Consider the following 25,940-nt stretch of genomic DNA (forward strand, 5'->3'; position numbering starts at 1 on the left):
AATCGCTCTCCCCTTACCTGGAACCTTTCTTCTTGGAGGGCGCTGCCTGGCTTTGCTTAGCCTTGGCGCGGACCTCTTCGATGCCCCCGAGGATTTCACCCTTGAAGACCCAGACCTTGACACCGATGATGCCGTAGGTGGTCTTGGCTTCGTAGGTGGCGTAATCGATGTCCGCACGCAGGGTATGCAGCGGAACACGACCTTCGCGGTACCACTCGGTGCGGGCAATTTCCGCGCCGCCGAGGCGACCGGAGAGCTGCACCTTGATGCCGCCGGCGCCCAGACGCATGGCGTTCTGGACAGCGCGCTTCATGGCGCGACGGAACATGACGCGGCGCTCAAGCTGACCGGCAATGTTCTGCGCGACGAGCTGGGCATCCAGCTCAGGCTTGCGAACTTCCTCGATGTTGACGTGAACGGGCACGCCCATCATCTCGGTGACGTCGCGACGCAGGCGATCGACATCTTCGCCCTTCTTGCCAATCACGATGCCCGGACGGGCAGTGTGAATGGTGATGCGTGCGTTGTTCGCGGGACGCTCGATGGTGATCTTGCTGACAGAGGCGTTCTTCAAACGCTCTTCCAGGAAGCTACGAACCGCGAGGTCGTTGTTCAGCTTGTCGGCATAGGCGCCGCGCTCGGCGTACCAGACAGAGGTATGGTCTTTGACGATACCCAGTCGGATGCCTGTCGGATTGACTTTCTGACCCATCTGGTCGACTCCTACTTCTCGGCTACCTTGACGGTGATGTGGCAAGTGCGCTTCAGAATGCGATCCGCACGGCCCTTGGCGCGCGGACGGATGCGCTTGAGCGTCATGCCCTCATCGACGCAGATGGTCGAGACACGCAGCTCGTCGATGTCCATGCCGTTATTTTCTTCCGCATTCGCGATGGCGGACTGCAGCACCTTCTTGACCAGCTTGGCCGCCTTCTTCGGGGAGAAGGTCAGCAGGTCGAGTGCTTCGGCGACAGGCTTACCGCGCACCTGATCAGCCACCAAACGGGCCTTCTGGGCGGATAAACTGGCGCCACGCAGCTTTGCTGTGACTTCCATCTCTTAATCCTCTCTGGCTTACCGTTTGGCTTTCTTGTCCGCCGCATGGCCGCGATAGGTGCGGGTAGCAGCGAATTCGCCCAGCTTGTGGCCAACCATTTCCTCGGAAACATGCACCGGGACGTGTTGGCGACCGTTATGGACTGCAATGGTGAGCCCGACCATGTTGGGCAGGACCATTGAACGACGCGACCAGGTCTTGATCGGTTTGCGATCGTTCTTTTCCGCTGCAGTCTCAACCTTTTTCAGCAGATGAAGGTCGACGAAAGGACCTTTCTTCAGTGAACGTGGCACAGCCGTTACCTCTTAATGTCTTGGCGTGGGATCTTAACCGCGAGCCTTACGGCGGCGGACGATCAGCTTGTCGGTGCGCTTGTTCTTGCGGGTCTTGTATCCCTTGGTGGGCATACCCCACGGGGACACCGGATGACGACCACCGCTGGTGCGGCCTTCACCACCACCGTGCGGGTGATCCACCGGGTTCATCGCGACACCGCGAACGGTCGGGCGCACACCTCTCCAGCGCTTCGCACCGGCCTTGCCAAGTTGACGCAGGCTGTGCTCGGAATTGCTCACCTCACCCAGGGTCGCGCGGCACTCTGACAGCACCTTGCGCATTTCGCCGGAGCGAAGACGCAGGGTGGCGTAGTTACCTTCACGAGCCACCAGCTGGGCGCTGGTACCGGCGCTGCGTGCAATCTGAGCCCCCTTGCCAGGCTTCAGTTCGATGCAGTGCACCGTGGAACCCAGCGGGATGTTGCGCAGCGGCAGTGCGTTACCCTTCTTGATCGGCGCATTGACGCCGGACTCGAGGCGGTCACCAGCACTCACGCCCTTGGGGGCAATGATGTAACGACGCTCACCGTCGAGGTACTTCAGCAGTGCGATGTGGGCGCTGCGGTTCGGGTCATGCTCCAGACGCTCAACAATGGCCGGAACGCCATCCTTGGTGCGCTTGAAGTCAATGATCCGGTAATGGTTGCGATGACCACCGCCAACGTGGCGAGTAGTGATGCGACCATTGTTGTTACGACCACCGGACTTGGACTGCTTTTCGAGCAGCGGCGCGTAGGCGCGGCCCTTGTACAGCTCTTCACCAACAATCTTGACGACGTGGCGACGACCGGCGGATGTGGGTTTTGTCTTGACGATTGCCATGATCCGTACTCCTGCCTTTACTCGGCGCCAGAGAAGTCTTCAAGCGTCTCGCCGGCGGCCAGTGTCACGTACGCCTTGCGATAACCCTTGCGCATACCAACACCATGCGCGGTGCGCTTGGTCTTGCCCTTCACGTTCAGCACAGAAACGCGATCGACTTTCTTGCCGAACAGCTGCTGAACGGCAGCCTTGATCTCGGGCTTGGTTGCGTCACTCGCCACCTTGAACACGTACTGGTTACGCTCGGCGGCCATGGCGGCCTTCTCGGTCACGTGGGGACCAAGCAGAACCTTGAATACACGCTCCTGGTTCATGCCAGCTTCTCCTCAAATTTGCGCAGTGCGGAGACGGTAGCCAGGACCTTGTCGAAGGCGACCAGGCTGACCGGGTCGGCGGCGGCGACGTCCACCACATCCACGTTGGGGATGTTGCGGGCGGCCAGGTACAGGTTCTCGTCAACTTCTTCGGTGACGATCAGCACCTTTTCCAGGCCCAGGTCGGAAAGCTTGGCGACCAGCTGCTTGGTTTTCGGTGACTCGACAGAAAAGGCGTCAACGGCAACAAGGCGTTCCTGACGGACCAGCTCGGACAGAATCGAGCGCATGGCCGCACGGTACATCTTGCGGTTGACCTTCTGGGAGTGGTCCTGCGGACGAGCCGCGAAGGTCACACCACCGGTGCGCCAGATCGGCGAACGGATGGTACCGGCGCGAGCGCGACCGGTGCCCTTCTGGCGCCACGGCTTCTTGCCGCCGCCACGGACGTCGGAACGGTTCTTCTGGGCGCGGGTACCCTGGCGACCACCAGCCAGATAGGCAGTGACGACCTGATGCACGAGCGCTTCGTTGAATTCTTTGCCAAAGGTAGCGTCGGACAGTTCAACAGTCCCAGCGCTTGCACCTGCAAGATTCAGATTCATTGGAAAGTTCCCCTTCAGCCAGCTTTGACGGCGCTGCGCACGATGACATCACTGCCAGTAGCGCCAGGAACGGCACCTTTGATCAGCAGCAAGTTGCGCTCGGCATCGACACGGACGATTTCCAGGCTCTGAACGGTGCAACGTGCGTTGCCCATCTGGCCGGCCATCTTCTTGCCCTTGAATACGCGACCCGGGGTCTGGCACATGCCGATAGAACCGGGGGCACGGTGGGACAGAGAGTTACCGTGGCTGTTGTCCTGGGTACGGAAGTTCCAGCGCTTAACAGCGCCCTGGAAGCCCTTACCCTTGGAAGTGCCGGTCACGTCAACGCTTTGACCAGCTTCGAAGAGGGATACGGTGAGTTCGCCGCCCACTTCAGGAGCGTCTTCGCCTTCAGTCAGACGAAACTCCATCAGAGAACGACCAGCCTCAACACCTGCCTTGGCGTACAGGCCAGCTTGGGCTTTGGACAGATGCTTGGCTTTGCGGGAGCCGGTTGTCACCTGAACCGCAGCGTAGCCGTCGGATTCGACAGACTTCACGCAGGTCACGCGGTTGGGCTCAACCTCGATAACGGTCACGGGCACAGATGCGCCGTCTTCGGTAAAGACACGGGTCATACCGGCCTTTCTACCGACCAAACCGATAGTCATGCTTAGTCTCCTATAGTGTACGGGGCTATCACCCGCTATGGCTGCCCTTTCCAGAGCATTCCACTAGCACGTTGTGTAACGCCATCCCGGCGTGGCGGCTGCTGAACCTCATCTTTCATCTCGAGGAACGCTGGGCCGCGAGTGTCTAGTGATATCAGTCGAGCTTGATCTGCACGTCCACGCCAGCGGCGAGGTCGAGCTTCATCAGGGCGTCGACAGTCTTCTCGGTCGGCTCAACGATGTCGAGCACACGCTTGTGGGTACGAATCTCGTACTGATCACGGGCGTCCTTGTTCACGTGCGGGGAAACCAGCACAGTGTAACGCTCGCGATTAGTCGGCAGAGGAATCGGACCACGAACCTGGGCGCCGGTACGCTTGGCGGTATCAACGATTTCCGCAGCGGACTGGTCGATCAGGCGATGGTCGAAAGCCTTCAACCGAATGCGAATCTTCTGGTTCTGCATTTGCCCTAACTCCAATGGAACTTGACGGCGCGAGCCGTCAACCCACGCATTCAAAGGATGCGCATTATATGCGCCACGCCACCGAGAGTCAAACCCTCAATGACGATGCGCAGAAAAGGGGGCTCCTTGCGGAGCCCCCTTCGGTGATCACCGGTCTAACTTAGACCAGGATCTTGGCCACGACGCCAGCGCCGACGGTACGGCCGCCTTCGCGGATAGCGAAGCGCAGACCTTCGTCCATGGCGATCGGGGCGATCAGGTTGACAGTCATCTGGACGTTGTCGCCCGGCATAACCATCTCAACGCCTTCGGGCAGTTCACAGGTACCAGTGATGTCAGTGGTACGGAAGTAGAACTGCGGACGGTAGCCTTTGAAGAACGGAGTGTGACGACCACCTTCGTCCTTGCTCAGCACGTACACTTCCGCCTCGAACTGAGTGTGCGGAGTGATGGTGCCCGGCTTGGCCAGAACCTGACCACGCTCGACTTCGTCACGCTTGGTACCACGCAGCAGAGCACCGACGTTCTCGCCTGCACGACCTTCGTCGAGCAGCTTACGGAACATCTCGACACCGGTAACGGTAGTCTTGGTGGTGTCCTTGATACCAACGATCTCGATCTCTTCGCCCGGCTTGACGATGCCGCGCTCAACACGACCGGTCACAACGGTACCGCGACCAGAGATGGAGAACACGTCTTCGATCGGCATCAGGAACGGCTGGTCGACAGCACGCTCCGGCTCAGGGATGTAAGCATCCAGAGCCTTGATCAGGTTGGCAACGGCGGTAGTACCCATGCCGTTGTCGTCCTTGCCTTCCAGAGCCATCAGGGCAGAGCCGGTGATGATCGGAGTGTCGTCGCCCGGGAAGTCGTACTCGGACAGAAGTTCGCGAACTTCCATCTCGACCAGCTCGAGCAGCTCTTCGTCGTCGACCATGTCGGCCTTGTTCAGGAACACGACGATGAACGGAACGCCAACCTGGCGAGACAGCAGGATGTGCTCGCGAGTCTGCGGCATGGGGCCGTCAGCGGCGGAACAGACCAGGATAGCGCCGTCCATCTGGGCAGCACCGGTGATCATGTTCTTGACGTAGTCAGCGTGTCCCGGGCAGTCGACGTGAGCGTAGTGACGCTCCTCGGACTGATACTCGACGTGAGAGGTCGCGATGGTGATACCACGCTCACGCTCTTCCGGAGCGTTGTCGATGGTGTCGAACTCGCGCCAGTCACCGCCGAATACCTCGGCAGAAACGCGGGTCAGGGCCGCCGTCAGGGTAGTCTTACCGTGGTCGACGTGACCGATGGTGCCGACGTTGACGTGCGGTTTGGAACGTTCGAATTTTTCCTTAGCCACTGCTATGACCTCTTTCGTTAGCTAACGGTTAACCGTTCTGGTTGATGACGGCTTCAACGACGCTGGACGGCGCCTCTTCGTAGTCCGCAAACTCCATGGTGTAGCTTGCGCGGCCCTGGGTCTGAGAGCGCAGATCGGTTGCGTAACCGAACATCTCAGCCAGCGGCACGGTGGCGCGAATGACCTTACCAGAGGAAGAGTCATCCATACCCTGGACCAGGCCCCGACGGCGGTTCAGGTCGCCCATGACGTCACCCATGAATTCTTCAGGGGTCACGACCTCGACCTTCATCACCGGCTCGAGCAGAACTGCCTTGGCCTTGGGTGCGCCTTGCTTGATCGCCATGGAAGAGGCGACCTTGAACGCGGTCTCGTTGGAGTCCACGTCATGGTAGGAACCGTCGAACAGCGTCACCTTAACGTCGATCATCGGGTAGCCCGCGATGACACCGTTCTGGAGCTGCTCATAGGCCCCTTTCTCGACGGCCGGTACGTATTCCTTGGGAACCACACCGCCGACGATCTCGGAAGCGAACTTGAAGTGCATATCTTCGTCGTCGCCCTTGTCTTCGGCCGTCAACGGCTCGATACGCAGGTGTACGTGACCGTACTGACCGCGACCACCGGACTGACGAACGAACTTGCCTTCCTGCTCGACGCTCTGACGAATCGTCTCGCGATAGGCCACCTGCGGCTTACCGATGTTGGCTTCCACCTTGAACTCGCGACGCATGCGGTCAACGATGATGTCCAGGTGAAGCTCACCCATGCCGGAGATGATGGTCTGGCCAGTCTCTTCGTCGGTCTTGACCTGGAAGGACGGATCTTCCTGGGCCAGCTTGCCCAGTGCAATACCCATCTTTTCCTGGTCAGCCTTGGACTTAGGCTCGACCGCGACAGAGATAACCGGATCCGGGAACTCCATGCGCTCGAGAACGATCTTGTCGTTCAGGTCGCACAGGGTGTCACCGGTGGTCACGTCCTTCAGGCCGATACAGGCGGCGATGTCGCCAGCCAGAACTTCCTTGATCTCCTCGCGAGAGTTGGAGTGCATCTGGACGATACGACCGACGCGCTCCTTCTTCTGCTTGACGGAGTTGTAGACGCTGTCACCGGACTTCAGCACGCCAGAGTAGACGCGAATGAAGGTCAGGGTACCAACGAAGGGGTCGGTCGCGATCTTGAACGCCAGCGCAGCGAACGGAGCGCTGTCGTCGGCTTCACGAGTCGCGATGGTGCCGTCCTTGTCGTCCAGCTCACCTTCGATCGCCTTGACCTCGGTGGGAGACGGCATGTACTCGATGACGCCATCGAGAACGGCCTGAACACCCTTGTTCTTGAACGCAGAACCACAGGTGACCAGCACGATCTCGTTGTCGAGAGTACGACGACGCAGACCAGCCTTGATCTCGTCGATGGTCAGCTCGCCCTCTTCGAGGTACTTCTCCATCAGCTCTTCGGACGCCTCGGCGGCGGCCTCGACCATCTGCTCGCGATACTCTTCAGCGGTCTCCTGGAGCTCCGCCGGGATATCAACGAGGTCGTAGTTCATCCCGAAGTTGTCTTCATCCCACAGGATGGCCTTCATCTGGATGAGGTCGATAACGCCCTTGAACTCGTCCTCGGAGCCCCAGTTGATCTGGATCGGCACGACGTTGGCGCCAAGACGATCCTTCAGCTGGTTGACGACCATGAAGAAGTCAGCGCCGCTACGGTCCATCTTGTTGACGAACACCATGCGCGGAACTTCGTACTTGTTGGCCTGGCGCCAGACGGTCTCGGTCTGCGGCTGCACACCGGAGGAGCCACACAGCACGACGACGGCACCGTCAAGAACACGCAGGGAACGCTCGACTTCGATGGTGAAGTCAACGTGTCCAGGAGTGTCGATGATGTTGATGCGGTGCTCATCGAACTGCTTGTTCATGCCCTGCCAGAAGCAGGTAGTCGCCGCGGAGGTGATAGTGATACCACGCTCCTGCTCCTGCTCCATCCAGTCCATGGTGGCAGCGCCCTCATGGACCTCACCGACCTTGTGGGACAGACCGGTATAGAACAGGACACGCTCGGTAGTAGTCGTCTTACCGGCGTCGACGTGGGCCACGATACCGATATTGCGGTAACGCTTAAGCGGAGTCTTGCGAGCCACGATGTAACTCCCGTTGGTTGGCGATGCGCTTTAGAAGCGGTAGTGAGAGAAGGCCTTGTTGGCTTCTGCCATGCGATGCACGTCTTCACGCTTCTTGACTGCCGAACCCTTGCCTTCGGCTGCATCCAGCATTTCGCCAGCCAGACGCTGCACCATGGTCTTCTCGCCACGACGGCGAGCGGCGTCCACCAGCCAGCGCATGGCAAGCGCCTGGCGGCGGGACGGACGGACTTCGACCGGCACCTGATAGGTCGCACCGCCAACGCGGCGAGACTTCACCTCGACCATCGGCTGGATCGTTTCCAGCGCCTTGTCGAAGATCTCCAGCGGCTCTTCATTGGAACGCTCGGCAACCCTGTCCAGCGCACCATAGACGATACGCTCAGCTACGGACTTCTTGCCGCTGATCATCAGGTGGTTCATGAACTTGGCCAGACGCTCGGATCCGAACTTAGGATCCGGCAGAATCTCGCGCTTGGCCGCAACTCTTCTTCTAGGCATGATAAGCCCTCGGTTGAAGGGTCCTTCAGGTAAACCCGAGACACGCGATAGGCGGCTCGACCTTACTCTTATCAGACCGGGTCAATCTGGTAATGGAAGCGACGTAGCCCTTAGGACTTCGGACGCTTGGTACCGTACTTGGAACGGCCCTGCTTACGGTTCTGGACACCGGAGGTGTCGAGAGCGCCGCGAACGGTGTGATAACGCACACCCGGAAGGTCCTTTACTCGACCGCCACGGATCAGGACCACGGAGTGCTCCTGCAGGTTGTGGCCTTCACCGCCGATGTAAGAGGACACCTCGTAGCCGTTGGTCAGGCGCACACGGCAGACCTTCCGCAGTGCGGAGTTCGGCTTCTTCGGGGTGGTGGTGTAGACGCGGGTACAGACGCCGCGCTTCTGCGGGCAGGCCTGAAGCGCAGGCACGTCGGTCTTCGCGGCCTGGCGCTTGCGCGGCTTGCGCACGAGCTGATTAATCGTTGCCATAGCTGTTAGCTGACTCCAATGGGTTGCCTAAGCCTTTTCACAGTGGCGCGGATACACCCACCCCACTGTTAAAGGCTGCGCATTCTACTGGCTGATGCCAAGGCGCGTCAAGCCCGGAGCCGCAAAGGCTCCAGGCTTATGCCGACATCAGATCTCGTCGTCGTCCGAGTCCAGCGCGGTAAGCTGGGCACCCAGCTCCTGCTCGACATCGTACGCAGACGGCTGGAGCAGTCGCTCGGCGTCTTCACGCTTGCGGCGACGCTCCTCGTGATGGGTCAGACCGGTACCGGCCGGGATCAGACGTCCCACCACCACGTTTTCCTTCAGGCCGCGCAGATAGTCGCGCTTGCCGGTTACCGCCGCCTCGGTCAGCACGCGGGTTGTCTCCTGGAAGGAGGCCGCGGAGATGAACGACTCGGTGGCCAGGCTGGCCTTGGTGATACCCAGCAGCAGGCGCTGGTACTTGGCCTGGAACTTGTCCTTCGTCTGGAGCTCGCCATTTTGCTCCAGCACGCGGACCAGCTCGACCTGATCACCCGGAATGAAGTCGGAATCACCAGCATCAGTGATTTCGACCTTGCGCAGCATCTGACGCACGATCACTTCGATGTGCTTGTCGTTGATGCCAACGCCCTGCAGACGATAGACGTCCTGAACTTCGGCCACGATGTACTTGGCCAGTTCGGCGATGCCGAGCAGGCGCAGGATGTCATGGGGGTTGCTCGGGCCGTCCGAGATCACCTCACCCTTCTCGACCGACTCACCCTCGAAGACGGCAATCTGACGCCACTTGGGAATCAGCATCTCGAAAGGATCGCCTTCGGACGGGGTGATCGTCAGGCGACGCTTACCCTTGGTTTCCTTGCCGAAGCTGATCACACCGCTGATTTCGGCCAGGATCGCCGGCTCTTTCGGCTTACGCGCTTCGAACAGGTCGGCCACGCGCGGCAGACCACCGGTGATGTCCTTGTTACCGGACGCTTCCACCGGGATACGCGCGACGATTTCACCCACGCCGATGGCCGAGCCATTGTCGACGGTGACGATGGCGTTACCAGGCAGCGGATACTGCACGGGCGTATCGCTACCGGTCACGGTCACCGGCTTGCCGCCAGCGTCGTTGAGCATGATCATCGGGCGCTTGTCGCGACCGGCCATCGGGCGAGCGGCGGACTCGATGATTTCGATCGAGGACAGACCGGTCATCTCATCGACGCTGCGGTGCATGGTCAGGCCTTCGTCCATATCGACGTAGTGCACCTGACCTTCTGCCTCGGCCACGATCGGGTGAGTGTGCGGATCCCACTTGGCCACTGACTGGCCGGCATCCACTGCATCACCGTCACGTACCGACAGCTCAGCACCGTAGGGCAGCTTGTAGTACTCGCGCTCACGACCGTGCTCATCGGCTACCGCCAGGGCACTGGAGCGAGACACCACCACCAGCTTGCCGTCGGCGCGCTCAACATACTTGATGTTGTGCAGGCGGACCTTGCCACCGTGCTTGACCTGAACGCTGTCCACCGCAGAGGCCCGCGAGGCGGCACCACCGATGTGGAAGGTACGCATGGTCAGCTGGGTACCAGGCTCACCGATGGACTGGGCGGCGATAACGCCGACCGACTCACCGATATTGACCTGATGACCGCGGGCCAGGTCACGACCGTAGCAGGAAGAACACACACCGTGACTGGTTTCACAGGTGATGGTGCTGCGCACGATGATCTCGTCGACGCCCATGGTATCGAGCTGGGCACACCAGGCCTCGTCCAACAGGGTGCCGCGCGGGATCAGCACTTCGTCGGTGCTCGGGTCGATGACGTCCTGGGCGACCACGCGGCCGAGTACACGCTGAGCCAGCGAGACGATGATGTCACCGCCTTCGATGACCGGGTGCAGAGTCAGGCCGTGCTCGGTACCACAGTCGGTCTCGGTGATGACCATGTCCTGCGCCACGTCGACCAGACGGCGTGTCAGGTAACCGGAGTTGGCCGTCTTGAGGGCCGTATCCGCCAGACCTTTACGTGCACCGTGGGTCGAGATGAAGTACTGCAGTACGTTCAGACCTTCACGGAAGTTGGCGACGATCGGGGTCTCGATGATCGAGCCGTCCGGCTTGGCCATCAGGCCACGCATACCCGCCAGCTGACGGATCTGGGCGGCACTACCACGGGCACCGGAGTCGGCCATGATGAAGACGCTGTTGAAGGAGTCCTGTTCGACTTCCTTGCCTTCACGATCGACCACGGTCTCCTTGGAGATGCCCGCCATCATGGCCTTGGCCACCTGGTCGTTGGCACGCGCCCAGATATCGATGACCTTGTTGTACTTCTCGCCCGCGGTCACCAGACCGGAGGAGAACTGGTCCTCGATTTCCTTGACCTCTTCCTCAGCCGCCTCAACGATCTCAGCCTTGGCGTCCGGGATGACGAAGTCGTTGACGCCGATGGAGGCGCCGGACCAGGTCGCCAGACGGAAACCGGTGTACATCAGCTGGTCAGCAAAGATGACCGCTGCCTTGAGACCGGCACGGCGATACACTTCGTTGATCAGCTTGGAGATGGCCTTCTTCTTCATGGCCTGATCGACCAGGTCGAAGGGCACCCCTTCCGGCAGAATGCGGAACAGCAGCGCACGACCGACCGTGGTGTCACGCAGGCGGCGGTGCTCGCTGCGCTCGCCGGTCTCCTCGTCGACATCCACTTCGTCCAGACGAACCTTGACGCGGGCGTGCAGCGATACACTCTGGGTGCCGAAGGCGCGCTCGACCTCGTTGAGGTCGGAGAACACCATGCCCTCGCCCTTGGCGTTGATGCGCTCACGGGTCATGTAGTACAGACCCAACACCACGTCCTGGGAAGGCACGATGATCGGCTCGCCGTTGGCCGGCGACAGCACGTTGTTGGTGGCCATCATCAGCGCACGCGCCTCGAGCTGGGCTTCCAGCGTCAGCGGTACGTGAACGGCCATCTGGTCACCGTCAAAGTCGGCGTTGTAGGCAGCACACACCAGCGGGTGGAGCTGGATCGCCTTACCTTCGATCAGCAGCGGCTCGAAGGCCTGGATGCCGAGACGGTGCAGGGTCGGTGCACGGTTCAGCAGCACCGGGTGCTCGCGAATGACGTCAGCGAGGATGTCCCACACTTCCGGCAGCTCGCGCTCGACCATCTTCTTGGCGGCCTTGATGGTGGACGCCTGGCCGCTTGCCTGCAGCTTGGAGTAGATGAACGGCTTGAACAGCTCCAGCGCCATCTTCTTGGGCAGACCGCACTGGTGCAGACGCAGGGTCGGACCCACGGTGATAACGGAACGACCGGAGTAGTCGACACGCTTACCCAGCAGGTTCTGACGGAAACGCCCCTGCTTACCCTTGATCATGTCGGCCAGCGACTTGAGCGGGCGCTTGTTGGAACCGGTGATGGCACGACCGCGACGACCGTTGTCGAGCAGCGCATCCACGGACTCCTGCAGCATGCGCTTCTCGTTGCGCACGATGATGTCCGGCGCGTTGAGGTCGAGCAGACGCTTCAGGCGGTTGTTACGGTTGATCACGCGACGGTACAGATCGTTCAGGTCCGAGGTCGCGAAGCGACCACCGTCCAGCGGCACCAGCGGACGCAGGTCCGGGGGCAGGACAGGCAGCACTTCCATCACCATCCACGCCGGGTCGTTGCCAGAGCCCTGGAAGGCTTCGAGCAGCTTGAGGCGCTTGGACAGTTTCTTGATCTTGGTCTCGGAATTGGTCTGCGGAATCTCTTCACGCAGGCGCTCGATCTCTTCCTCGAGATCGATATCCTTGAGCATGGCCTGGACGGCTTCGGCACCCATGCGGGCATCGAAGTCATCGCCGAATTCCTCGAGGGCCTCGAAATACTGCTCGTCGTTGAGCAGCTGGCCACGCTCGAGGGTGGTCATGCCGGGATCGACGACCATGAAGCTCTCGAAATAGAGCACACGCTCGATGTCACGCAGGGTCATGTCCATCAGCATGCCGATACGCGACGGCAGCGACTTCAAGAACCAGATGTGCGCGACAGGGCTTGCCAGCTCGATGTGCCCCATGCGCTCACGACGCACGGCGGCCTTGGTGACTTCAACGCCACACTTTTCGCAGATGATGCCGCGGTGCTTCATGCGCTTGTACTTGCCGCACAGGCACTCGTAGTCCTTCACCGGGCCAAAGATCTTGGCACAGAACAGGCCATCACGCTCGGGCTTGAACGTCCGATAGTTGATGGTCTCCGGCTTCTTGACCTCGCCAAAGGACCAGGAGCGGATCATGTCCGGCGACGCGAGCGTAATCTTGATCGCATCGAACTCGTCGGACTGAGACTGCGATTTGAGGACTTTCACCAAATCTTTCATTAGGTCGGCTCCGTTGCGGAGTTGTCATGGGCGGGGGCTTGCGCCCCCGCGGACCGTCATTCATTGAAGCGCCTTTCGGGCCGCCTCAGCTCTCCAGTTCGATATCGATGCCCAGCGAGCGGATTTCCTTCACGAGTACGTTGAAGGATTCCGGCATGCCCGCCTGCATGGTGTGGTCGCCATCCACGATGCTCTTGTACATCTTGGTACGACCTTCCACGTCATCGGACTTGACCGTGAGCATTTCCTGCAGAGTGTAAGCGGCGCCGTAGGCCTCCAGGGCCCAGACCTCCATCTCACCAAAGCGCTGACCACCGAACTGCGCCTTGCCGCCCAGCGGCTGCTGGGTGACCAGCGAGTAGGAGCCGGTGGAACGCGCGTGCATCTTGTCGTCGACCAGGTGGTTGAGCTTGAGCATGTACATGTAGCCCACGGTCACCGGACGATCGAACGACTCACCGGTACGCCCGTCATACAGCGTCATCTGACCAGAATCCGGCAGGTCGGCCAGCTTCAGCAGGTGCTTGATCTCGTGCTCCTTGGCACCGTCGAACACCGGCGTCGCCATCGGCACGCCCTTCTTCAGGTTCTTGGCCAGCGCGATGACCTCGTCATCGGTCAGCGACTCGATCTCTTCGACTCGGGTGCCCTGGGTGGAGTTGTACACCTGCCCCAGGAACTCGCGCAGCTGGCCGAGCTGTTGCTCGCGAGCGTCACGCAGCATGTGCTCGATCTTCACACCAAGCCCACGGGCAGCCATACCCAGGTGGGTCTCGAGGATCTGACCAACGTTCATACGCGACGGTACGCCCAGCGGGTTCAGCACGACGTCGATCGGCTCACCGTTATCGTCGAACGGCATGTCCTCGATCGGCATGATGGCCGAGATGACACCCTTGTTACCGTGACGACCGGCCATCTTGTCACCGGGCTGCAGACGACGCTTGATGGCCAGGTAGACCTTGACGATCTTGAGCACGCCCGGCGCCAGGTCATCGCCCTGAGTCAGCTTGCGCTTCTTGTCTTCAAAGCGCTCGTCCATTTCCTTGCGACGGTTCTCGAGCTGCTCGTCGGCCTGGGCCAGCAGTTCATTGAGCTTCTCGTCCTGCATGCGCAGCTTGAACCACTGCTGACGCGGGAGCTCCTCGAGATAGGCGTCGGACAGCACGTCGCCCTTGGACAGACGCGGACCACCGTTGACCGGCTGACCAGACAGCGTGCGCTTGAGACGCTCGAAGGTGGCATCTTCCGCGATGCGGTAGGTTTCCTGAAGGTCCTTGCGCACTTCGTCGAGCTGCATCTGCTCGATGGACAGCGCACGGGAGTCCTTCTCGACGCCGTCGCGGGTGAACACCTGGACGTCGATGACGGTACCCTTCATGCCGGTGGGGGCACGCAGGGAGGTGTCCTTAACGTCGGACGCCTTCTCACCAAAGATGGCACGCAGCAGCTTCTCTTCCGGAGTCAGCTGGGTTTCACCCTTGGGGGTGACCTTACCGACCAGGATATCGCCTGCACCCACCTCGGCACCGATGTACACGACGCCGGCTTCATCCAGCTTGCCGAGTGCCGACTCACCGACGTTGGGGATATCGGAAGTAATTTCTTCCGGCCCCAGCTTGGTGTCGCGCGACACACAGGTCAGTTCCTGGATGTGGATGGTGGTGAAACGGTCTTCCTGGACGACCCGCTCGGACAGCAGGATGGAGTCCTCGAAGTTGTAGCCGTTCCAGGGCATGAAGGCGATGCGCATGTTCTGGCCAAGCGCCAGATCACCCATGTCGACAGACGGACCGTCGGCCAGGATGTCACCGCGTGCCACGTTGTCACCAGGACGCACGATCGGGCGCTGGTTCTGACAGGTGTTCTGGTTAGAGCGCAGGTACTTGGTCAGGTTGTAGATATCGACGCCGGCTTCACCGCCGATGATCTCATCTTCATTGACCCGCACCACGATGCGCTTGGCGTCGACCGAGTCGATCACGCCGCCACGACGAGCCACGGCACAGACGCCGGAGTCACGGGCGACGAAGCGCTCCATGCCGGTACCGACCAGCGGCTTGTCGGCACGCAGGGTGGGCACCGCCTGACGCTGCATGTTCGCACCCATCAGGGCGCGGTTAGCATCATCGTGCTCAAGGAACGGGATCAGTGCCGCTGCCACAGAGACGACCTGACGCGGAGACACGTCCATCAGCGTCACTTGCTCAGGACGCATGAAGGTGGTTTCACCGCGGTGACGGACCTGGACCAGGTCGTCGACCAGCTTGTTGTCACCGTTGACGGTGGCAGACGCCTGGGCGATGACGAAGTCACCTTCCTCGATGGCCGACAGGTGGACCACGTCGTCGGTGACCACACCGTCCACGACCTTACGGTACGGGGTCTCGAGGAAACCGTAGCTGTTGGTGTGACTGTAGGTCGCCAGCGAGTTGATCAGACCGATGTTCGGACCTTCAGGGGTCTCGATCGGGCACAGACGGCCGTAGTGAGTCGCGTGAACGTCACGCACCTCGAAGCCTGCGCGCTCACGGGTCAGACCACCCGGGCCGAGAGCGGACACACGACGCTTGTGGGTCACCTCGGACAGCGGGTTGTTCTGGTCCATGAACTGGGACAGCTGGGAGGAGCCAAAGAACTCCTTCACCGCAGCGGCCACCGGTTTGGCATTGATCAGGTCCTGGGGCATCAGGCCTTCGCTTTCGGCCATGGACAGACGCTCCTTGACCGCACGCTCGACGCGCACCAGGCCAACACGGAACTGGTTTTCTGCCATTTCACCGACGCAGCGAATACGACGGTTACCCAGGTGGTCGATATCATCGACGTCGCCGAAGCCGTTACGGATGTTGATCAACTCGCGCAGCACATCCAGGATGTCAGCACGGTCAAGCACACCGGAACCGGTGTCGGACTCACGACGCAGACGACGGTTGAACTTCATGCGACCGACGCCGGACAGGTCGTAACGGTCTTCAGTGAAGAACAGGTTGTTGAACAGCGTCTCGGCGGCTTCCTTGGTGGGCGGCTCGCCAGGACGCATCATGCGGTAGATTTCCACCAACGCCTCGAGCTGCGAGCCGGTGGTATCCAGCTTCAGCGTGTCGGAGACGAAGGGACCGCAGTCCAGATCGTTGGTATAGAGCGTTTCGATGGTAGTGATGCCAGCCTGCCCGAGGCCTTCCAGGATTTCTGGAGTGATCTCGGTGTTGCAGGGGCAGATCAGCTCACCCGTGGCCGGATTGATCTGATCCTTGGCCAGGGTCTTGCCGAACAGGTAATCCATCGGCACTTCAAGACGCTCAAGGCCAGCCTTCTCCAGCTGACGAATGTGCTTCTGAGTAACACGACGACCTTCCTCGACGATGACCTCACCGTCGGCACCCTTGATGTCAAAGGTGGCCGTTTCGCCGCGCAGACGCGACGGCACCAGCTCCACAGAGAAGCCAGACTTCTCGATGTGGAAGGTGCTGGTGTCGAAGAACTCGTCGAGAATCTCTTCGGCACTCATGCCCAGCGCGCGCAGCAGAACAGACGCCGGCAGCTTGCGGCGACGGTCAATGCGCACGAAGACGTTGTCCTTCGGATCAAACTCGAAGTCCAGCCAGGAGCCGCGGTAAGGAATCACGCGTGCAGAGTACAGAAGCTTGCCGGAGCTATGGCTCTTGCCCTTGTCGTGATCAAAGAACACGCCGGGACTACGGTGCAGCTGGGACACGATGACCCGCTCGGTACCATTCACGACAAAGGTACCGTTCTCGGTCATCAGGGGGATTTCCCCCATGTAGACTTCCTGCTCCTTGATGTCCTTGATGGCCTTGTTCGACGACTCTTTGTCGTAGATGATCAGGCGGACCTTGACACGCAGGGGAGCGGAATAGGTGACACCGCGCAGCTGGCATTCCTTGACGTCGAACGCCGGAGTGCCGAAGCGGTAGCTCACGTACTCGAGCGCGGCGTTGCCGGAGAAGCTCTCGATCGGGAACACGGACTTGAAGGCGGCGTGCAGGCCTACCTCCATGCGCTCCTCAGGGGAGCGGTCCTGCTGGAGAAAGTCGTAGTAGGAATCAAGCTGGATGGCCAGCAGGTAAGGCACATCCATCACTTGGGGCAGTTTGCCGAAATCCTTGCGGATGCGTTTTTTCTCAGTGTATGAGTAAGCCATCTGTATTCCCCAGCTTGTTCACCATGGGTGACCGATGCGTGTCGGCGCCACCCGACGGACGGTCTCCGTCAGGCGCTGACGGCAAGTCCTCGGAATGAGTGACTCGCCGTCGGAATTCTGCAAGCTACATGACCGATGTTGGACAGGCAGCTAGTGACAACAGAAAAAGGCCGGTAGCGGGCGTCCCGCCACCAGCCGTGGAAGCTTACGCAGCGCGTGAAGCCATGGGCACAAGGATTACTTGAGCTCCACGGAAGCGCCGGCTTCTTCCAACTTCTTCTTGGCTTCTTCTGCGTCGTCTTTGCTCATCGCTTCCTTGATGGTCGCCGGAGCACCGTCGACGGCGCCCTTGGCTTCCTTCAGGCCAAGACCAGTGATCTCGCGGACGGCCTTGATGACGTTCACTTTCTTGTCGCCAGCAGAAGTCAGCACCAGGTCGAACTCGGTCTGCTCTTCGGCAGCACCGGCGTCGCCGCCAGCACCCGGGCCAGCCACAACAGCGGCGGCAGCGCTAACGCCGAACTTCTCTTCCATCGCTTCGATCAGCTCGACAACTTCCATCACGGACATGTCGGAGACGGCGTTGATGATATCTTCTTTGGTCAGTGCCATTGTCTAGATTCCTAACTTTGCGGGCGTCCCGGTTTTCCGAGAACGCGTGGATCGTGGTCGGTCGACAGGGAGCCTTAAGCGGCTTCTTCCTGCTTCTGGTCGCGCAGCGCAGCGAGGGTACGAACCAGCTTGCCGGCAGAAGCTTCCTTCATGACGGACATCAGCTTGGCGATCGCCTCATCGTACGTCGGCAGAGTTGCCAGACGGTCGATATCGCTTGCCGGGATCAGCTCACCTTCATAGGCCAGCGCCTTGACTTCGAAGTTCTTCTCATCCTTAGCGAACTCCTTGAACAGACGGGCGGCAGCGCCCGGGTGCTCATTGGAGAAGGCCAGCATGGTCGGACCTACGAAAGACTCTGACAGGCACTCCCAGGGAGTACCGGCCAGGGCGCGGCGTGCCAGGGTGTTACGCACAACGCGCACCTGGACGCCATTCTCGCGAGCCTGCTTGCGCAGTTCGGTCATCTTGTGGACCGCGACGCCGCGAGAGTCGGCAACTACGACGGAGAGTGCATCCTTGGCGACTTCACTGACCTCGGCAACAATTGCCTTCTTGCCTTCGAGTGCTAGTGCCACTGTGATCACTCCTTCGTGCCGGAACCCGAGGGCTCCGGTGGTTACCATCTCCCCTTCTCGATAACTCAAAGAAGAGGGGCTTCTTGGATGGTGCTCACCAGATGCCTGGCGGCAACACCATCTGCGCAGGTGCCCTGAGGGCGATTAAGCCGCATTCAACCCGAGGGTCAGACGGCGGCGCCTGCGGTCTTTGACGGTGCCCCGCCGGCCGGGTGATTCACCCGGCACGGGGACCGCAAAGTGTCTTGCCTGTTGTGTCGCATCACACCAGCGCGGAGTGATCGACAGTCAGACCCGGGCCCATGGTAGTGGACAGGGTCATCTTCTTGAAGTACACGCCCTTGGAAGTGCTCGGCTTGAGCTTCTTCAGGTCGGCGATCAGCGCATCCAGGTTGCCCTTGATGGCGTCGGCGTCGAAATCGACCTTGCCCAGGGTAGCGTGGATGATGCCGTTCTTGTCGGTACGGAAGCGCACCTGACCGGCCTTGGCGTTCTTGACGGCGGTAGCAACGTCAGGAGTCACAGTACCGACCTTGGGGTTCGGCATCAGGCCGCGCGGACCCAGGATCTGACCCAGCTGACCGACCACACGCATGGCGTCAGGAGAAGCGATGACCACGTCGAAGTCGAGCTGGCCTTTCTTGACCTGCTCGGCCAGGTCGTCCATACCGACGATGTCGGCACCGGCTTCCTTGGCGGCTTCTTCGTTGGCACCCTGGGTAAAGACGGCAACGCGCACGTCCTTGCCAGTACCGTTAGGCATCACGGTCGCACCGCGAACCACCTGGTCAGATTTACGCGGATCAACACCGAGGTTGATAGCGACGTCCAGGGATTCCTTGAACTTGACGGTGGACAGCTCGGAGAGCAGTGCCACGGCCTCGTCGACAGAGTAAGCCTTGTTGGCGTCAACCTTGTCGCGAATCTGCTTTGCGCGCTTGGTAAGCTTAGCCATGATCAGAGACCCTCCACGTTGAGGCCCATGCTACGGGCGCTACCAGCAATGGTACGCACCGCGGCGTCGAGATCAGCAGCCGTCAGATCCGGCTCCTTGGTCTTGGCGATCTCTTCGAGCTGCTCACGGGTCACGGTACCGACCTTCTTCTTGTTCGGCTCGCCAGAGCCGGACTTGATGCCAGCAGCCTTCTTCAGCAGCACCGCAGCGGGCGGCGTCTTGGTGACGAAGGTGAAGCTGCGGTCGGAGTAGACGGTGATGACCACGGGAGTCGGGAGACCCGGCTCGATGTTCTGCGTCTCAGCGTTGAACGCCTTACAGAACTCCATGATGTTGACACCGTGCTGACCCAGCGCGGGACCCACGGGGGGACTCGGATTGGCTTTACCGGCTGCAACCTGCAGCTTGATGTAAGCCTGTACTTTCTTGGCCATGATGGACTCCAGTTGGGTAATAGCGCCTTGCGGCTCCCCGGACAAAACGGCCGCCTGATTCCAGGCGACCCCTACTGACTACAGGCGGACAGCACACCGCGGCGGGCCTGCCTAGACAGACCCACCGCGCGCTGTTCGCCTTACTCCTTCTCGACCTGGGAAAATTCCAGCTCGACCGGAGTCGCACGCCCGAAGATCAGCACACTGACCTGCAGACGGCTCTTGTCATAATTGACCTCTTCGACCACGCCATTGAAGTCGGCAAAGGGCCCGTCGATAACGCGGACAGACTGCCCAGGCTCGAACATGGTCTTGGGCCGCGGCTTTTCCGCACCATCTCTCACACGACTAAGGATGGCATCAGCTTCACGCTGAGTGATCGGCGCCGGCTTTTCCTTGGTACCGCCAATGAACCCCATGACTCGCGGAGTCTCATTGACCAGGTGCCAGGTCTCGTCAACCATTTCCATCTCGACCAGGACGTAGCCGGGATAGAACTTGCGCTCACTCTTGCGGCGCTTGCCGTCGCGCATCTCGACGACTTCCTCGGTCGGCACCAGAATCTCACCGAAGCGATCTTCCATGCCATGCATCTTCACACGCTCGATCAGCGAGCGCATGACGTGCTTCTCGAAGCCGGAGTAGGCGTGGACGACGTACCAACGCTTGGACATGAAGACTCCTAACCGATGACGCCGGACATCGCCCAGCTGAGCAGCGTGTCGATCAACCAGAGCAGCAGCCCGACTACCAGCACAGCCACCAGCACAATGGCAGTGGTCTGAATGGTCTCAGGGCGCGTCGGCCAGACGACACGTTGAATTTCCTTTCTGGCGCTACGAGCAAGCTCGACCAGCTCACGCCCCTTGGTGGTCATCAGCGCCACCAGAGCGGCAACGACAGACAGGGCGACAACGCCCAGGACACGATACAGAAGCGGCTGGTCGGCAAAATAGGTGTTGCCGACAACGGCCAGCACCAGAAGAACGACGACAACCGCCCACTTGAGCCCGTCGTGGCGCGACTCCTGCACCTCGGCGTTATGCTTCATGAAAACGAGACTCCTCAGGGCGCGGCAATCGAAACACGAAAGTATATAAAAAACTGCCAGCCTGGGGAAGACTGGCAGGCCAGGAGGGAATCGAACCCCCAACCTGCGGTTTTGGAGACCGCTGCTCTGCCAATTGAGCTACTGGCCTGTACTCGATGCAAACCACCCTTTGCGGGCAGCCTCTGCAACAGCGGGCGCCATGATAGCGAAGCAACGCTTGCCTGGCAACCCCTACTCCACCCTGCAGACGCGATGGAGAAAGAAAAAGCGAGCCAAGGCTCGCTTTTCTATATGGAGCTCATGGACGGATTTGAACCGTCGACCTCACCCTTACCAAGGGTGTGCTCTACCCCTGAGCTACATGAGCGCACTCTTTGGCGCAACACACACGGCACACGCCGAAATCTGGAGCGGGCAGCGGGGATCGAACCCGCATCATCAGCTTGGAAGGCTGAGGTTCTACCATTGAACTATGCCCGCATCATGACCCAAGGCCATTCTTGCTGAAACATGCTCATCGAACCCGACCAGCCTGGCAGCGTCCGACCGCCTGCTCCGCTTCGACCACCCATGGGCAATCGAAAAAAATCTGGTGGAGGGGGAAGGATTCGAACCTTCGAAGCTTTCGCGGCAGATTTACAGTCTGCTCCCTTTGGCCACTCGGGAACCCCTCCAACTGGCGACGTATTTTATCGCCTCACCCCAAGATGTCAAGTAGCTGTTTTAAAAAGAATCCGCTCCTCTAGACTCTTCTTCACCTTCTCGACACAGGACAGCGGCCTCGCCGCCTGCCTTGGAACGCGGCGCATTGTGTCAAAGCCCAACGAATAACGCAAGGCCCTCAACGCTTTTTTCGCTCGAACACCACATCCTTCTCGCCTGTTGGCGTGGGATGAAAGGACTCTCGACTTCCCCGAGCGGCTCCCCGACCTGGGCGGCAGCCGCCCCACCCATCGTCGCTGAGCACACCAGGGGCCCGCGGCTCCCGGCCTTGTCACAGCAGCATCGAGAAGGCTAATCCGGCACGAATCTTTTCCAGCGCCACTGGTGCAGGCGGCACTGGGGCGCCAGCCATCTTGCCAGCACGCTCTGCTGCGGTGAGCGGAAAGCACGCCTCGAGTCCCGCATAGACCATATCTGGCCAAATGGCGTGGGGCACCTGAATACCCCTTGAGACGACTCGGGCATCCCCTCCCGTGACCAGCATCGGCAGGGCAACCCCTTCGCGATCGCACACTTCACTGTAAATCCGGTTGACGGCACTCACAGCCGCCATATAAATCCCGTGATTCACGGCCTCCACTGTGCGCCGGCCTGGCGCCAGCAGCTCGTCCGCCTCGCTGTCCGGATCGATGGCCACGTTACGTGTGCCGAGTTTCAAGCTTTCCTTCATGAGACGAAGCCCAGGGAGTATATAGCCCCCAAGATGACGCCCCCCAGGCAGCACGAAATCCACCGTGATGGCACTACCACAGTCCACCGTGCAGCTGGCTCCCGCCAGTTGATAACCGGCCAGGACCCCCATCCAGCGATCCACGCCCAATCGTCCAGGTTCGTGGTAGCCGTTGGTGACCCCAAGGGCCTCACGACAGGAACGTGCCACGTGGACGGAGCGAACCCTGTCTTTCAGCAACGATTCCGTCTGGGCCAGCACCGAACGACGCGCCACGCTGGAAATCCGCACGGTCTCGACCACATCGAGATCCGGGATGTCCGCTCCAGGCTTCCACTCCTCCCGGGTCCATACCGCACCGCGCGAGCGTATCTCGCTGCTATCAGCATCCTTGAGGCGCCATTTGGACAGAGTATTGCCGATATCCAGGTCAAGAATCATGGGCGCGCTCGCACGCTGATCTCTCCTCCGACAAGGCGCTCATCCTGCTCATCCTTGCGCACCCAGAGATTGCCGTTGTCATCCACTTCTCCCGCCCGGGCGAGCTCCCGGCGCTCGCCCCTGATGATCTCGATATCCCAGCCAGCAAAGGCGTGGCGCGCGTTCCACTCGTTTTTCCAGGCCGCAAACCCGTTCTCCTCAAAGCCTGCCAGCATGGTCAACAAGCCGTCCAGCAGCTCTGCCGCCATGACGTTGCGGGAAAGCCCTGGCGCCTGATCATGTACACAGGCGACCGGCTGATCGATGCGCGCCCGGAAGCTATCAGGCAGATCCACGTTGATTCCCATCCCCAGCACTACCTCACAGGGGCCCGCGGCATCTCCGCTCATTTCCACCAGGATGCCGGCCAACTTGCCAAAGCTACCCTGGCCATCGGGAAGCAGTACGTCATTCGGCCATTTCAAGGCGGGATTCAAGCCGTGGCGCTCCAGCATCTGGGCCAGCACCACGCCGATCGCCAGACTGAGCCCTTCCAGCGCCGCAACGCCGGCGTCAAAGCGCCAGCCCACGGAACACATCAGGGTACGCCCCCAGGGGGTCGTCCAGATCCGGCCACGTCGTCCGCGTCCCGCAGACTGCTGCTCGACCAGGCAAGCCTCGCCATGCCCAGCGCCCTGACGAAAGCGCTCGCGCAGAAACTCGTTACTGGATGGAAGGGTGTCTTCCACGAACAGGCGAGCGAGGTGCTGACGCGAGTCACGGGACAGCGCCGCCACCACCGCCGGTCCTTCAAGCAGTTCCAACGGCTCTGCCAGGCGATACCCCTGCCCTTTCACCGCTTGCATGGGAATGCCAAGATCCTCGAGCTTGCGCAGCTGCTTCCACACCGCCGCTCGGGACACCCCCAGCTTCTCGCCCAGCTGCTGTCCAGAGTGAAACTCGCCATCACTCAACAGCCGGATCAGCTCACCAATGGTCATTCCTCGCCCCTTACGCGGGAAAAGGGCATAGTCTATCGAAAGACAGCTTGCGCCGGAAATGCACGCGCATTCCGGCTCACGCTTGAGCAGACGCGGCTCTCGGTCACCTTCCTAGGATAATCGCCATTCAGAACCCTGCGACGCCGGCCCCGGATGCGTGAATCGCCCCAGGCTGGGAGGTGAATGCCCCAGTGGGGGCGGCGCCGCCGTCACCCCATCGACACGGGCTCGACAACCTGTGAGGGCTCAGGCCGAGAGGGCGTCGACGCTTTGGCGGGTTGCCGCGATCAAGTCGGTAAACGCAGCCCGCGCCGCCGACTCGTCCCGTTGCTGCATGGCCTCCAGCAGGGCTTCATGAAACGGAAAACCGGCATCGAATATCCGGAGTCGATCTTCCGGTGAGTCCCAGGACAGATACAGTTCGTCATGCATCATCTGGATCAATCCCACCAGTACACGATTGCCGCAGGCGTGGTAGATGGCCAGGTGAAAGGCGGCGTCGGCCTCGCTCACCCCCAGGAAGTCCTCCTTTTCCCTGGCGCGACGGTAATCGTCCAGATGGCTGGCCATGGCGTCGAGCTGGTGATCGGCGGCGTGGCGTATTGCCAGCACGATCGCCTGGACCTCAAGCGCCTCGCGAACCTCGAGCATCTCGATCAGGTGGGCCTTGGCGTCCTTGATCCCGAGACTCGCCAGCAACTGGAAGGTGCGCTGCTCGCTGACAAACAGGCCCTTGCCATTGACGATGTCGATGATGCCTTCCGCCTCCAGCTTCTTGAGTCCCTCTCTCAGGGTCGAGCGACCTACCTCGAGGCGCTCCATCCACTCTCCCATCGAGGGTAGCTGTGTCCCCGGCGCCAGCTCCTTAGCGGCAATGTAGGCGCTGATCTCTCCTGCGACGGTGTCTGACAAATAAAGTCGTTTCATACAGTTGGGGTCCACTATCGGAAGAGGCCGGCGAGTCCTTTCGACGTTAGCCGTAAACCCCTTCTGGATCAATTGTCGCCTTCGAACCCCCGTGCTAGCTTACCTATCAGACAGGCTGATAGCCTTTTCCACTTTACCGAGGATGCGCCATGGATCCACTGGATCGACATATCTGCAGTCATGCCTATGAACAGCGCCAGGAGCATCACGGCGCGGTGGCGCCTCCGCTCTACCAGACCAGCATCTTTACCTTCCCCGACCTCGAGAGTTTCAGCCGTGCCCAGCTGGACGAGCGCCAGCACTTCATCTACAGCAGAGGGCTCAACCCGACGGTCAAGCTGCTGGAAGACAAGTTGGCCGCACTGGAGCGGGGCGAGGCGTGCAAGGCCTTTGCTTCCGGCATGGGCGCGATCGCCGCCACCCTGTTCTCGTTACTCGGCCAGGGCGATCACGTCCTGCGCATCAATCAAACCTATGGCCCCGCGGTGGAGCTGCTCGACCAGATGGCACGCTACGGCGTCAGCCATGACGGCATCAGCGGCCACCAGGACATTGGCGCCCACCTGCGCCCCGAGACACGCCTGATCTACATAGAGAGCCCTTCATCGCTGCGCATGGAACTGGCCGATCTCGAGGCCATCGCCCGCATCGCCAGAAAGAACGGCATTCTGACGCTGATCGACAATACCTGGGCGACTCCGCTGTTCCAGAAGCCGATCACCCATGGAGTCGACCTGGTGGTGCACTCACTATCGAAGTACATCGGCGGCCACAGCGACGTGGTCGGTGGCGCCGTCATCGGCAACGCCGAGGTGATCGACAGGCTCTTCGCTAATGGTCACCAGCTGCTGGGAGCGGCGCTCTCGCCCCACAGCGCGTCGCTGATCCTGCGTGGCCTGCGCACTCTGCCGGTGCGAATGGCAGAACACCTGCGCAACGGCCAGGCGATTGCCGCCTTCCTTGACGCCCATCCACAGGTGGCCGCGGTGTATCACCCAAGCCTTGCCCAGGGTCCGGCGGCTGAGTGGGCGGCACGTCAGCTCAAGGGCCACTCGGGCCTGCTCAGCTTCGCCTTGCACGATTCCAGCTACCCGCGGGTGGAACGCTTCATCAATGCCCTGCAGCTGATGCGAATTGGGGTGAGCTGGGGTGGCTATGAAAGCCTCGCCCTGTCTCCGCTGCGTCCCGACGGTAGCGGCCAGCCACTGATCCGTCTGGCCATCGGGCTGGAAGACATTGACGAGATCATCGCCGACCTGGAGCGGGGGTTCACCGCGCTCGATCACTGATCACCCTGA

At 60.7% G+C, this 25,940-nt stretch carries 24 protein-coding genes and 4 tRNA genes; 1 reads left to right on the forward strand and 27 read right to left on the reverse strand.

Annotated features, from left to right (window positions below; translation table 11 throughout):
- Positions 1–13: 13 nt before the first annotated feature.
- The 27 genes from rpsC to KUV41_RS01795 form a co-directional block, all read right to left on the reverse strand.
- Entirely contained in the window at positions 14–712 is a 699-nt protein-coding gene (rpsC, locus tag KUV41_RS01665; RefSeq protein ID WP_045990855.1) for a 30S ribosomal protein S3, read from the reverse strand.
- Positions 713–723: 11 nt separating this feature from the next.
- Positions 724–1,056 (reverse strand): 50S ribosomal protein L22, encoded by a 333-nt coding sequence (gene rplV, locus KUV41_RS01670; protein WP_016856415.1) that lies wholly within the window; start codon positions 1,054–1,056, stop codon positions 724–726.
- 18 nt (positions 1,057–1,074) lie between these two features.
- Positions 1,075–1,350 (reverse strand): 30S ribosomal protein S19, encoded by a 276-nt coding sequence (gene rpsS / locus KUV41_RS01675; RefSeq protein ID WP_045990857.1) that lies wholly within the window; start codon positions 1,348–1,350, stop codon positions 1,075–1,077.
- A 33-nt stretch (positions 1,351–1,383) separates the two neighbouring features.
- Positions 1,384–2,214 (reverse strand): 50S ribosomal protein L2, encoded by an 831-nt coding sequence (gene rplB, locus KUV41_RS01680; protein ID WP_206944200.1) that lies wholly within the window; start codon positions 2,212–2,214, stop codon positions 1,384–1,386.
- A gap of 17 nt (positions 2,215–2,231) precedes the next feature.
- On the reverse strand, positions 2,232–2,528 hold the full coding sequence (gene rplW, locus KUV41_RS01685; protein ID WP_206944202.1) for a 50S ribosomal protein L23: 297 nt from the start codon (positions 2,526–2,528) through the stop codon (positions 2,232–2,234).
- Positions 2,525–3,133 carry a 50S ribosomal protein L4 gene (gene rplD / locus KUV41_RS01690; protein ID WP_206944205.1) on the reverse strand — a complete coding sequence of 203 codons (609 nt, stop codon included), beginning with the start codon at positions 3,131–3,133 and terminating at the stop codon, positions 2,525–2,527. Before rplD ends, rplW begins: the two co-directional genes overlap by 4 nt.
- Before the next feature lie 14 nt (positions 3,134–3,147).
- Entirely contained in the window at positions 3,148–3,786 is a 639-nt protein-coding gene (gene rplC, locus KUV41_RS01695) for a 50S ribosomal protein L3 (RefSeq protein WP_206944207.1), read from the reverse strand.
- 154 nt (positions 3,787–3,940) lie between these two features.
- The gene (gene rpsJ, locus KUV41_RS01700; protein ID WP_089848256.1) at positions 3,941–4,252 is read right to left on the reverse strand and encodes a 30S ribosomal protein S10; all 312 of its coding nucleotides are present in this window, start codon (positions 4,250–4,252) and stop codon (positions 3,941–3,943) included.
- A gap of 160 nt (positions 4,253–4,412) precedes the next feature.
- Entirely contained in the window at positions 4,413–5,606 is a 1,194-nt protein-coding gene (gene tuf, locus KUV41_RS01705) for an elongation factor Tu (RefSeq protein WP_206944210.1), read from the reverse strand.
- Between the two features lie 28 nt (positions 5,607–5,634).
- Positions 5,635–7,755 (reverse strand): elongation factor G, encoded by a 2,121-nt coding sequence (gene fusA, locus KUV41_RS01710; protein ID WP_206944212.1) that lies wholly within the window; start codon positions 7,753–7,755, stop codon positions 5,635–5,637.
- 30 nt (positions 7,756–7,785) lie between these two features.
- Positions 7,786–8,256, reverse strand: coding sequence for a 30S ribosomal protein S7 (gene rpsG, locus KUV41_RS01715; protein WP_023007554.1), 471 nt, complete (start codon positions 8,254–8,256; stop codon positions 7,786–7,788).
- Positions 8,257–8,366: 110 nt separating this feature from the next.
- Complete coding sequence (rpsL, locus tag KUV41_RS01720) at positions 8,367–8,741, reverse strand: 30S ribosomal protein S12 (RefSeq protein ID WP_206944213.1); 375 nt, start codon at positions 8,739–8,741, stop codon at positions 8,367–8,369.
- A 147-nt stretch (positions 8,742–8,888) separates the two neighbouring features.
- Positions 8,889–13,106: a DNA-directed RNA polymerase subunit beta' gene (gene rpoC, locus KUV41_RS01725; protein ID WP_206944214.1), complete on the reverse strand. Its 4,218-nt coding sequence runs from the start codon at positions 13,104–13,106 to the stop codon at positions 8,889–8,891.
- An 85-nt stretch (positions 13,107–13,191) separates the two neighbouring features.
- Positions 13,192–17,271, reverse strand: a complete 4,080-nt coding sequence (gene rpoB / locus KUV41_RS01730; protein WP_206944215.1) for a DNA-directed RNA polymerase subunit beta — start codon at positions 17,269–17,271, stop codon at positions 13,192–13,194.
- A gap of 237 nt (positions 17,272–17,508) precedes the next feature.
- On the reverse strand, positions 17,509–17,883 hold the full coding sequence (rplL, locus tag KUV41_RS01735) for a 50S ribosomal protein L7/L12 (protein ID WP_206944216.1): 375 nt from the start codon (positions 17,881–17,883) through the stop codon (positions 17,509–17,511).
- 74 nt (positions 17,884–17,957) lie between these two features.
- Positions 17,958–18,461, reverse strand: a complete 504-nt coding sequence (gene rplJ / locus KUV41_RS01740) for a 50S ribosomal protein L10 (protein ID WP_206944217.1) — start codon at positions 18,459–18,461, stop codon at positions 17,958–17,960.
- A gap of 262 nt (positions 18,462–18,723) precedes the next feature.
- Complete coding sequence (rplA, locus tag KUV41_RS01745) at positions 18,724–19,416, reverse strand: 50S ribosomal protein L1 (RefSeq protein ID WP_206944218.1); 693 nt, start codon at positions 19,414–19,416, stop codon at positions 18,724–18,726.
- Between the two features lie 2 nt (positions 19,417–19,418).
- Positions 19,419–19,850 carry a 50S ribosomal protein L11 gene (gene rplK, locus KUV41_RS01750; RefSeq protein ID WP_206944219.1) on the reverse strand — a complete coding sequence of 144 codons (432 nt, stop codon included), beginning with the start codon at positions 19,848–19,850 and terminating at the stop codon, positions 19,419–19,421.
- A 140-nt stretch (positions 19,851–19,990) separates the two neighbouring features.
- Complete coding sequence (gene nusG / locus KUV41_RS01755; protein ID WP_206944220.1) at positions 19,991–20,524, reverse strand: transcription termination/antitermination protein NusG; 534 nt, start codon at positions 20,522–20,524, stop codon at positions 19,991–19,993.
- 8 nt (positions 20,525–20,532) lie between these two features.
- The gene (gene secE, locus KUV41_RS01760) at positions 20,533–20,901 is read right to left on the reverse strand and encodes a preprotein translocase subunit SecE (protein WP_206944221.1); all 369 of its coding nucleotides are present in this window, start codon (positions 20,899–20,901) and stop codon (positions 20,533–20,535) included.
- 72 nt (positions 20,902–20,973) lie between these two features.
- Positions 20,974–21,049 (reverse strand) — tRNA-Trp (locus tag KUV41_RS01765).
- Positions 21,050–21,193: 144 nt separating this feature from the next.
- A tRNA-Thr gene (locus tag KUV41_RS01770) sits at positions 21,194–21,268 on the reverse strand.
- 39 nt (positions 21,269–21,307) lie between these two features.
- Positions 21,308–21,381: transfer RNA gene (locus KUV41_RS01775), tRNA-Gly, on the reverse strand.
- Between the two features lie 110 nt (positions 21,382–21,491).
- A tRNA-Tyr gene (locus tag KUV41_RS01780) sits at positions 21,492–21,575 on the reverse strand.
- 320 nt (positions 21,576–21,895) lie between these two features.
- Complete coding sequence (locus KUV41_RS01785) at positions 21,896–22,735, reverse strand: type III pantothenate kinase (protein WP_206944222.1); 840 nt, start codon at positions 22,733–22,735, stop codon at positions 21,896–21,898.
- On the reverse strand, positions 22,732–23,715 hold the full coding sequence (locus KUV41_RS01790; RefSeq protein WP_222483878.1) for a biotin--[acetyl-CoA-carboxylase] ligase: 984 nt from the start codon (positions 23,713–23,715) through the stop codon (positions 22,732–22,734). Before KUV41_RS01790 ends, KUV41_RS01785 begins: the two co-directional genes overlap by 4 nt.
- A 246-nt stretch (positions 23,716–23,961) precedes the next feature.
- Positions 23,962–24,642, reverse strand: coding sequence for a FadR/GntR family transcriptional regulator (locus KUV41_RS01795; RefSeq protein ID WP_222164146.1), 681 nt, complete (start codon positions 24,640–24,642; stop codon positions 23,962–23,964).
- A 149-nt stretch (positions 24,643–24,791) separates the two neighbouring features.
- Between KUV41_RS01795 and KUV41_RS01800 the strand changes: the two genes are divergently transcribed.
- Complete coding sequence (locus tag KUV41_RS01800) at positions 24,792–25,931, forward strand: trans-sulfuration enzyme family protein (protein ID WP_222483879.1); 1,140 nt, start codon at positions 24,792–24,794, stop codon at positions 25,929–25,931.
- The last annotated feature ends 9 nt before the right edge of the window (positions 25,932–25,940 follow it).

The organism is Halomonas sp. DP8Y7-1 (assembly GCF_019801685.1).
Classification (GTDB): Bacteria; Pseudomonadota; Gammaproteobacteria; order Pseudomonadales; family Halomonadaceae; genus Halomonas; species Halomonas litopenaei_A.

What these genes read in the sequence shown, in the direction of transcription:
- rpsC (WP_045990855.1), bottom strand. Translation starts at nt 712, where the DNA reads ATGGGTCAGAAAGTCAATCCGACAGGCATCCGACTGGGTATCGTCAAA.
- rplV (WP_016856415.1), bottom strand. Translation starts at nt 1,056, where the DNA reads ATGGAAGTCACAGCAAAGCTGCGTGGCGCCAGTTTATCCGCCCAGAAG.
- rplB (WP_206944200.1), bottom strand. Translation starts at nt 2,214, where the DNA reads ATGGCAATCGTCAAGACAAAACCCACATCCGCCGGTCGTCGCCACGTC.
- rplW (WP_206944202.1), bottom strand. Translation starts at nt 2,528, where the DNA reads ATGAACCAGGAGCGTGTATTCAAGGTTCTGCTTGGTCCCCACGTGACC.
- rplD (WP_206944205.1), bottom strand. Translation starts at nt 3,133, where the DNA reads ATGAATCTGAATCTTGCAGGTGCAAGCGCTGGGACTGTTGAACTGTCC.
- rplC (WP_206944207.1), bottom strand. Translation starts at nt 3,786, where the DNA reads ATGACTATCGGTTTGGTCGGTAGAAAGGCCGGTATGACCCGTGTCTTT.
- rpsJ (WP_089848256.1), bottom strand. Translation starts at nt 4,252, where the DNA reads ATGCAGAACCAGAAGATTCGCATTCGGTTGAAGGCTTTCGACCATCGC.
- rpsG (WP_023007554.1), bottom strand. Translation starts at nt 8,256, where the DNA reads ATGCCTAGAAGAAGAGTTGCGGCCAAGCGCGAGATTCTGCCGGATCCT.
- rpsL (WP_206944213.1), bottom strand. Translation starts at nt 8,741, where the DNA reads ATGGCAACGATTAATCAGCTCGTGCGCAAGCCGCGCAAGCGCCAGGCC.
- rpoC (WP_206944214.1), bottom strand. Translation starts at nt 13,106, where the DNA reads ATGAAAGATTTGGTGAAAGTCCTCAAATCGCAGTCTCAGTCCGACGAG.
- rpoB (WP_206944215.1), bottom strand. Translation starts at nt 17,271, where the DNA reads ATGGCTTACTCATACACTGAGAAAAAACGCATCCGCAAGGATTTCGGC.
- rplL (WP_206944216.1), bottom strand. Translation starts at nt 17,883, where the DNA reads ATGGCACTGACCAAAGAAGATATCATCAACGCCGTCTCCGACATGTCC.
- rplA (WP_206944218.1), bottom strand. Translation starts at nt 19,416, where the DNA reads ATGGCTAAGCTTACCAAGCGCGCAAAGCAGATTCGCGACAAGGTTGAC.
- rplK (WP_206944219.1), bottom strand. Translation starts at nt 19,850, where the DNA reads ATGGCCAAGAAAGTACAGGCTTACATCAAGCTGCAGGTTGCAGCCGGT.
- nusG (WP_206944220.1), bottom strand. Translation starts at nt 20,524, where the DNA reads ATGTCCAAGCGTTGGTACGTCGTCCACGCCTACTCCGGCTTCGAGAAG.
- secE (WP_206944221.1), bottom strand. Translation starts at nt 20,901, where the DNA reads ATGAAGCATAACGCCGAGGTGCAGGAGTCGCGCCACGACGGGCTCAAG.
- KUV41_RS01785 (WP_206944222.1), bottom strand. Translation starts at nt 22,735, where the DNA reads ATGATTCTTGACCTGGATATCGGCAATACTCTGTCCAAATGGCGCCTC.
- KUV41_RS01790 (WP_222483878.1), bottom strand. Translation starts at nt 23,715, where the DNA reads ATGACCATTGGTGAGCTGATCCGGCTGTTGAGTGATGGCGAGTTTCAC.
- KUV41_RS01795 (WP_222164146.1), bottom strand. Translation starts at nt 24,642, where the DNA reads ATGAAACGACTTTATTTGTCAGACACCGTCGCAGGAGAGATCAGCGCC.
- KUV41_RS01800 (WP_222483879.1), top strand. Translation starts at nt 24,792, where the DNA reads ATGGATCCACTGGATCGACATATCTGCAGTCATGCCTATGAACAGCGC.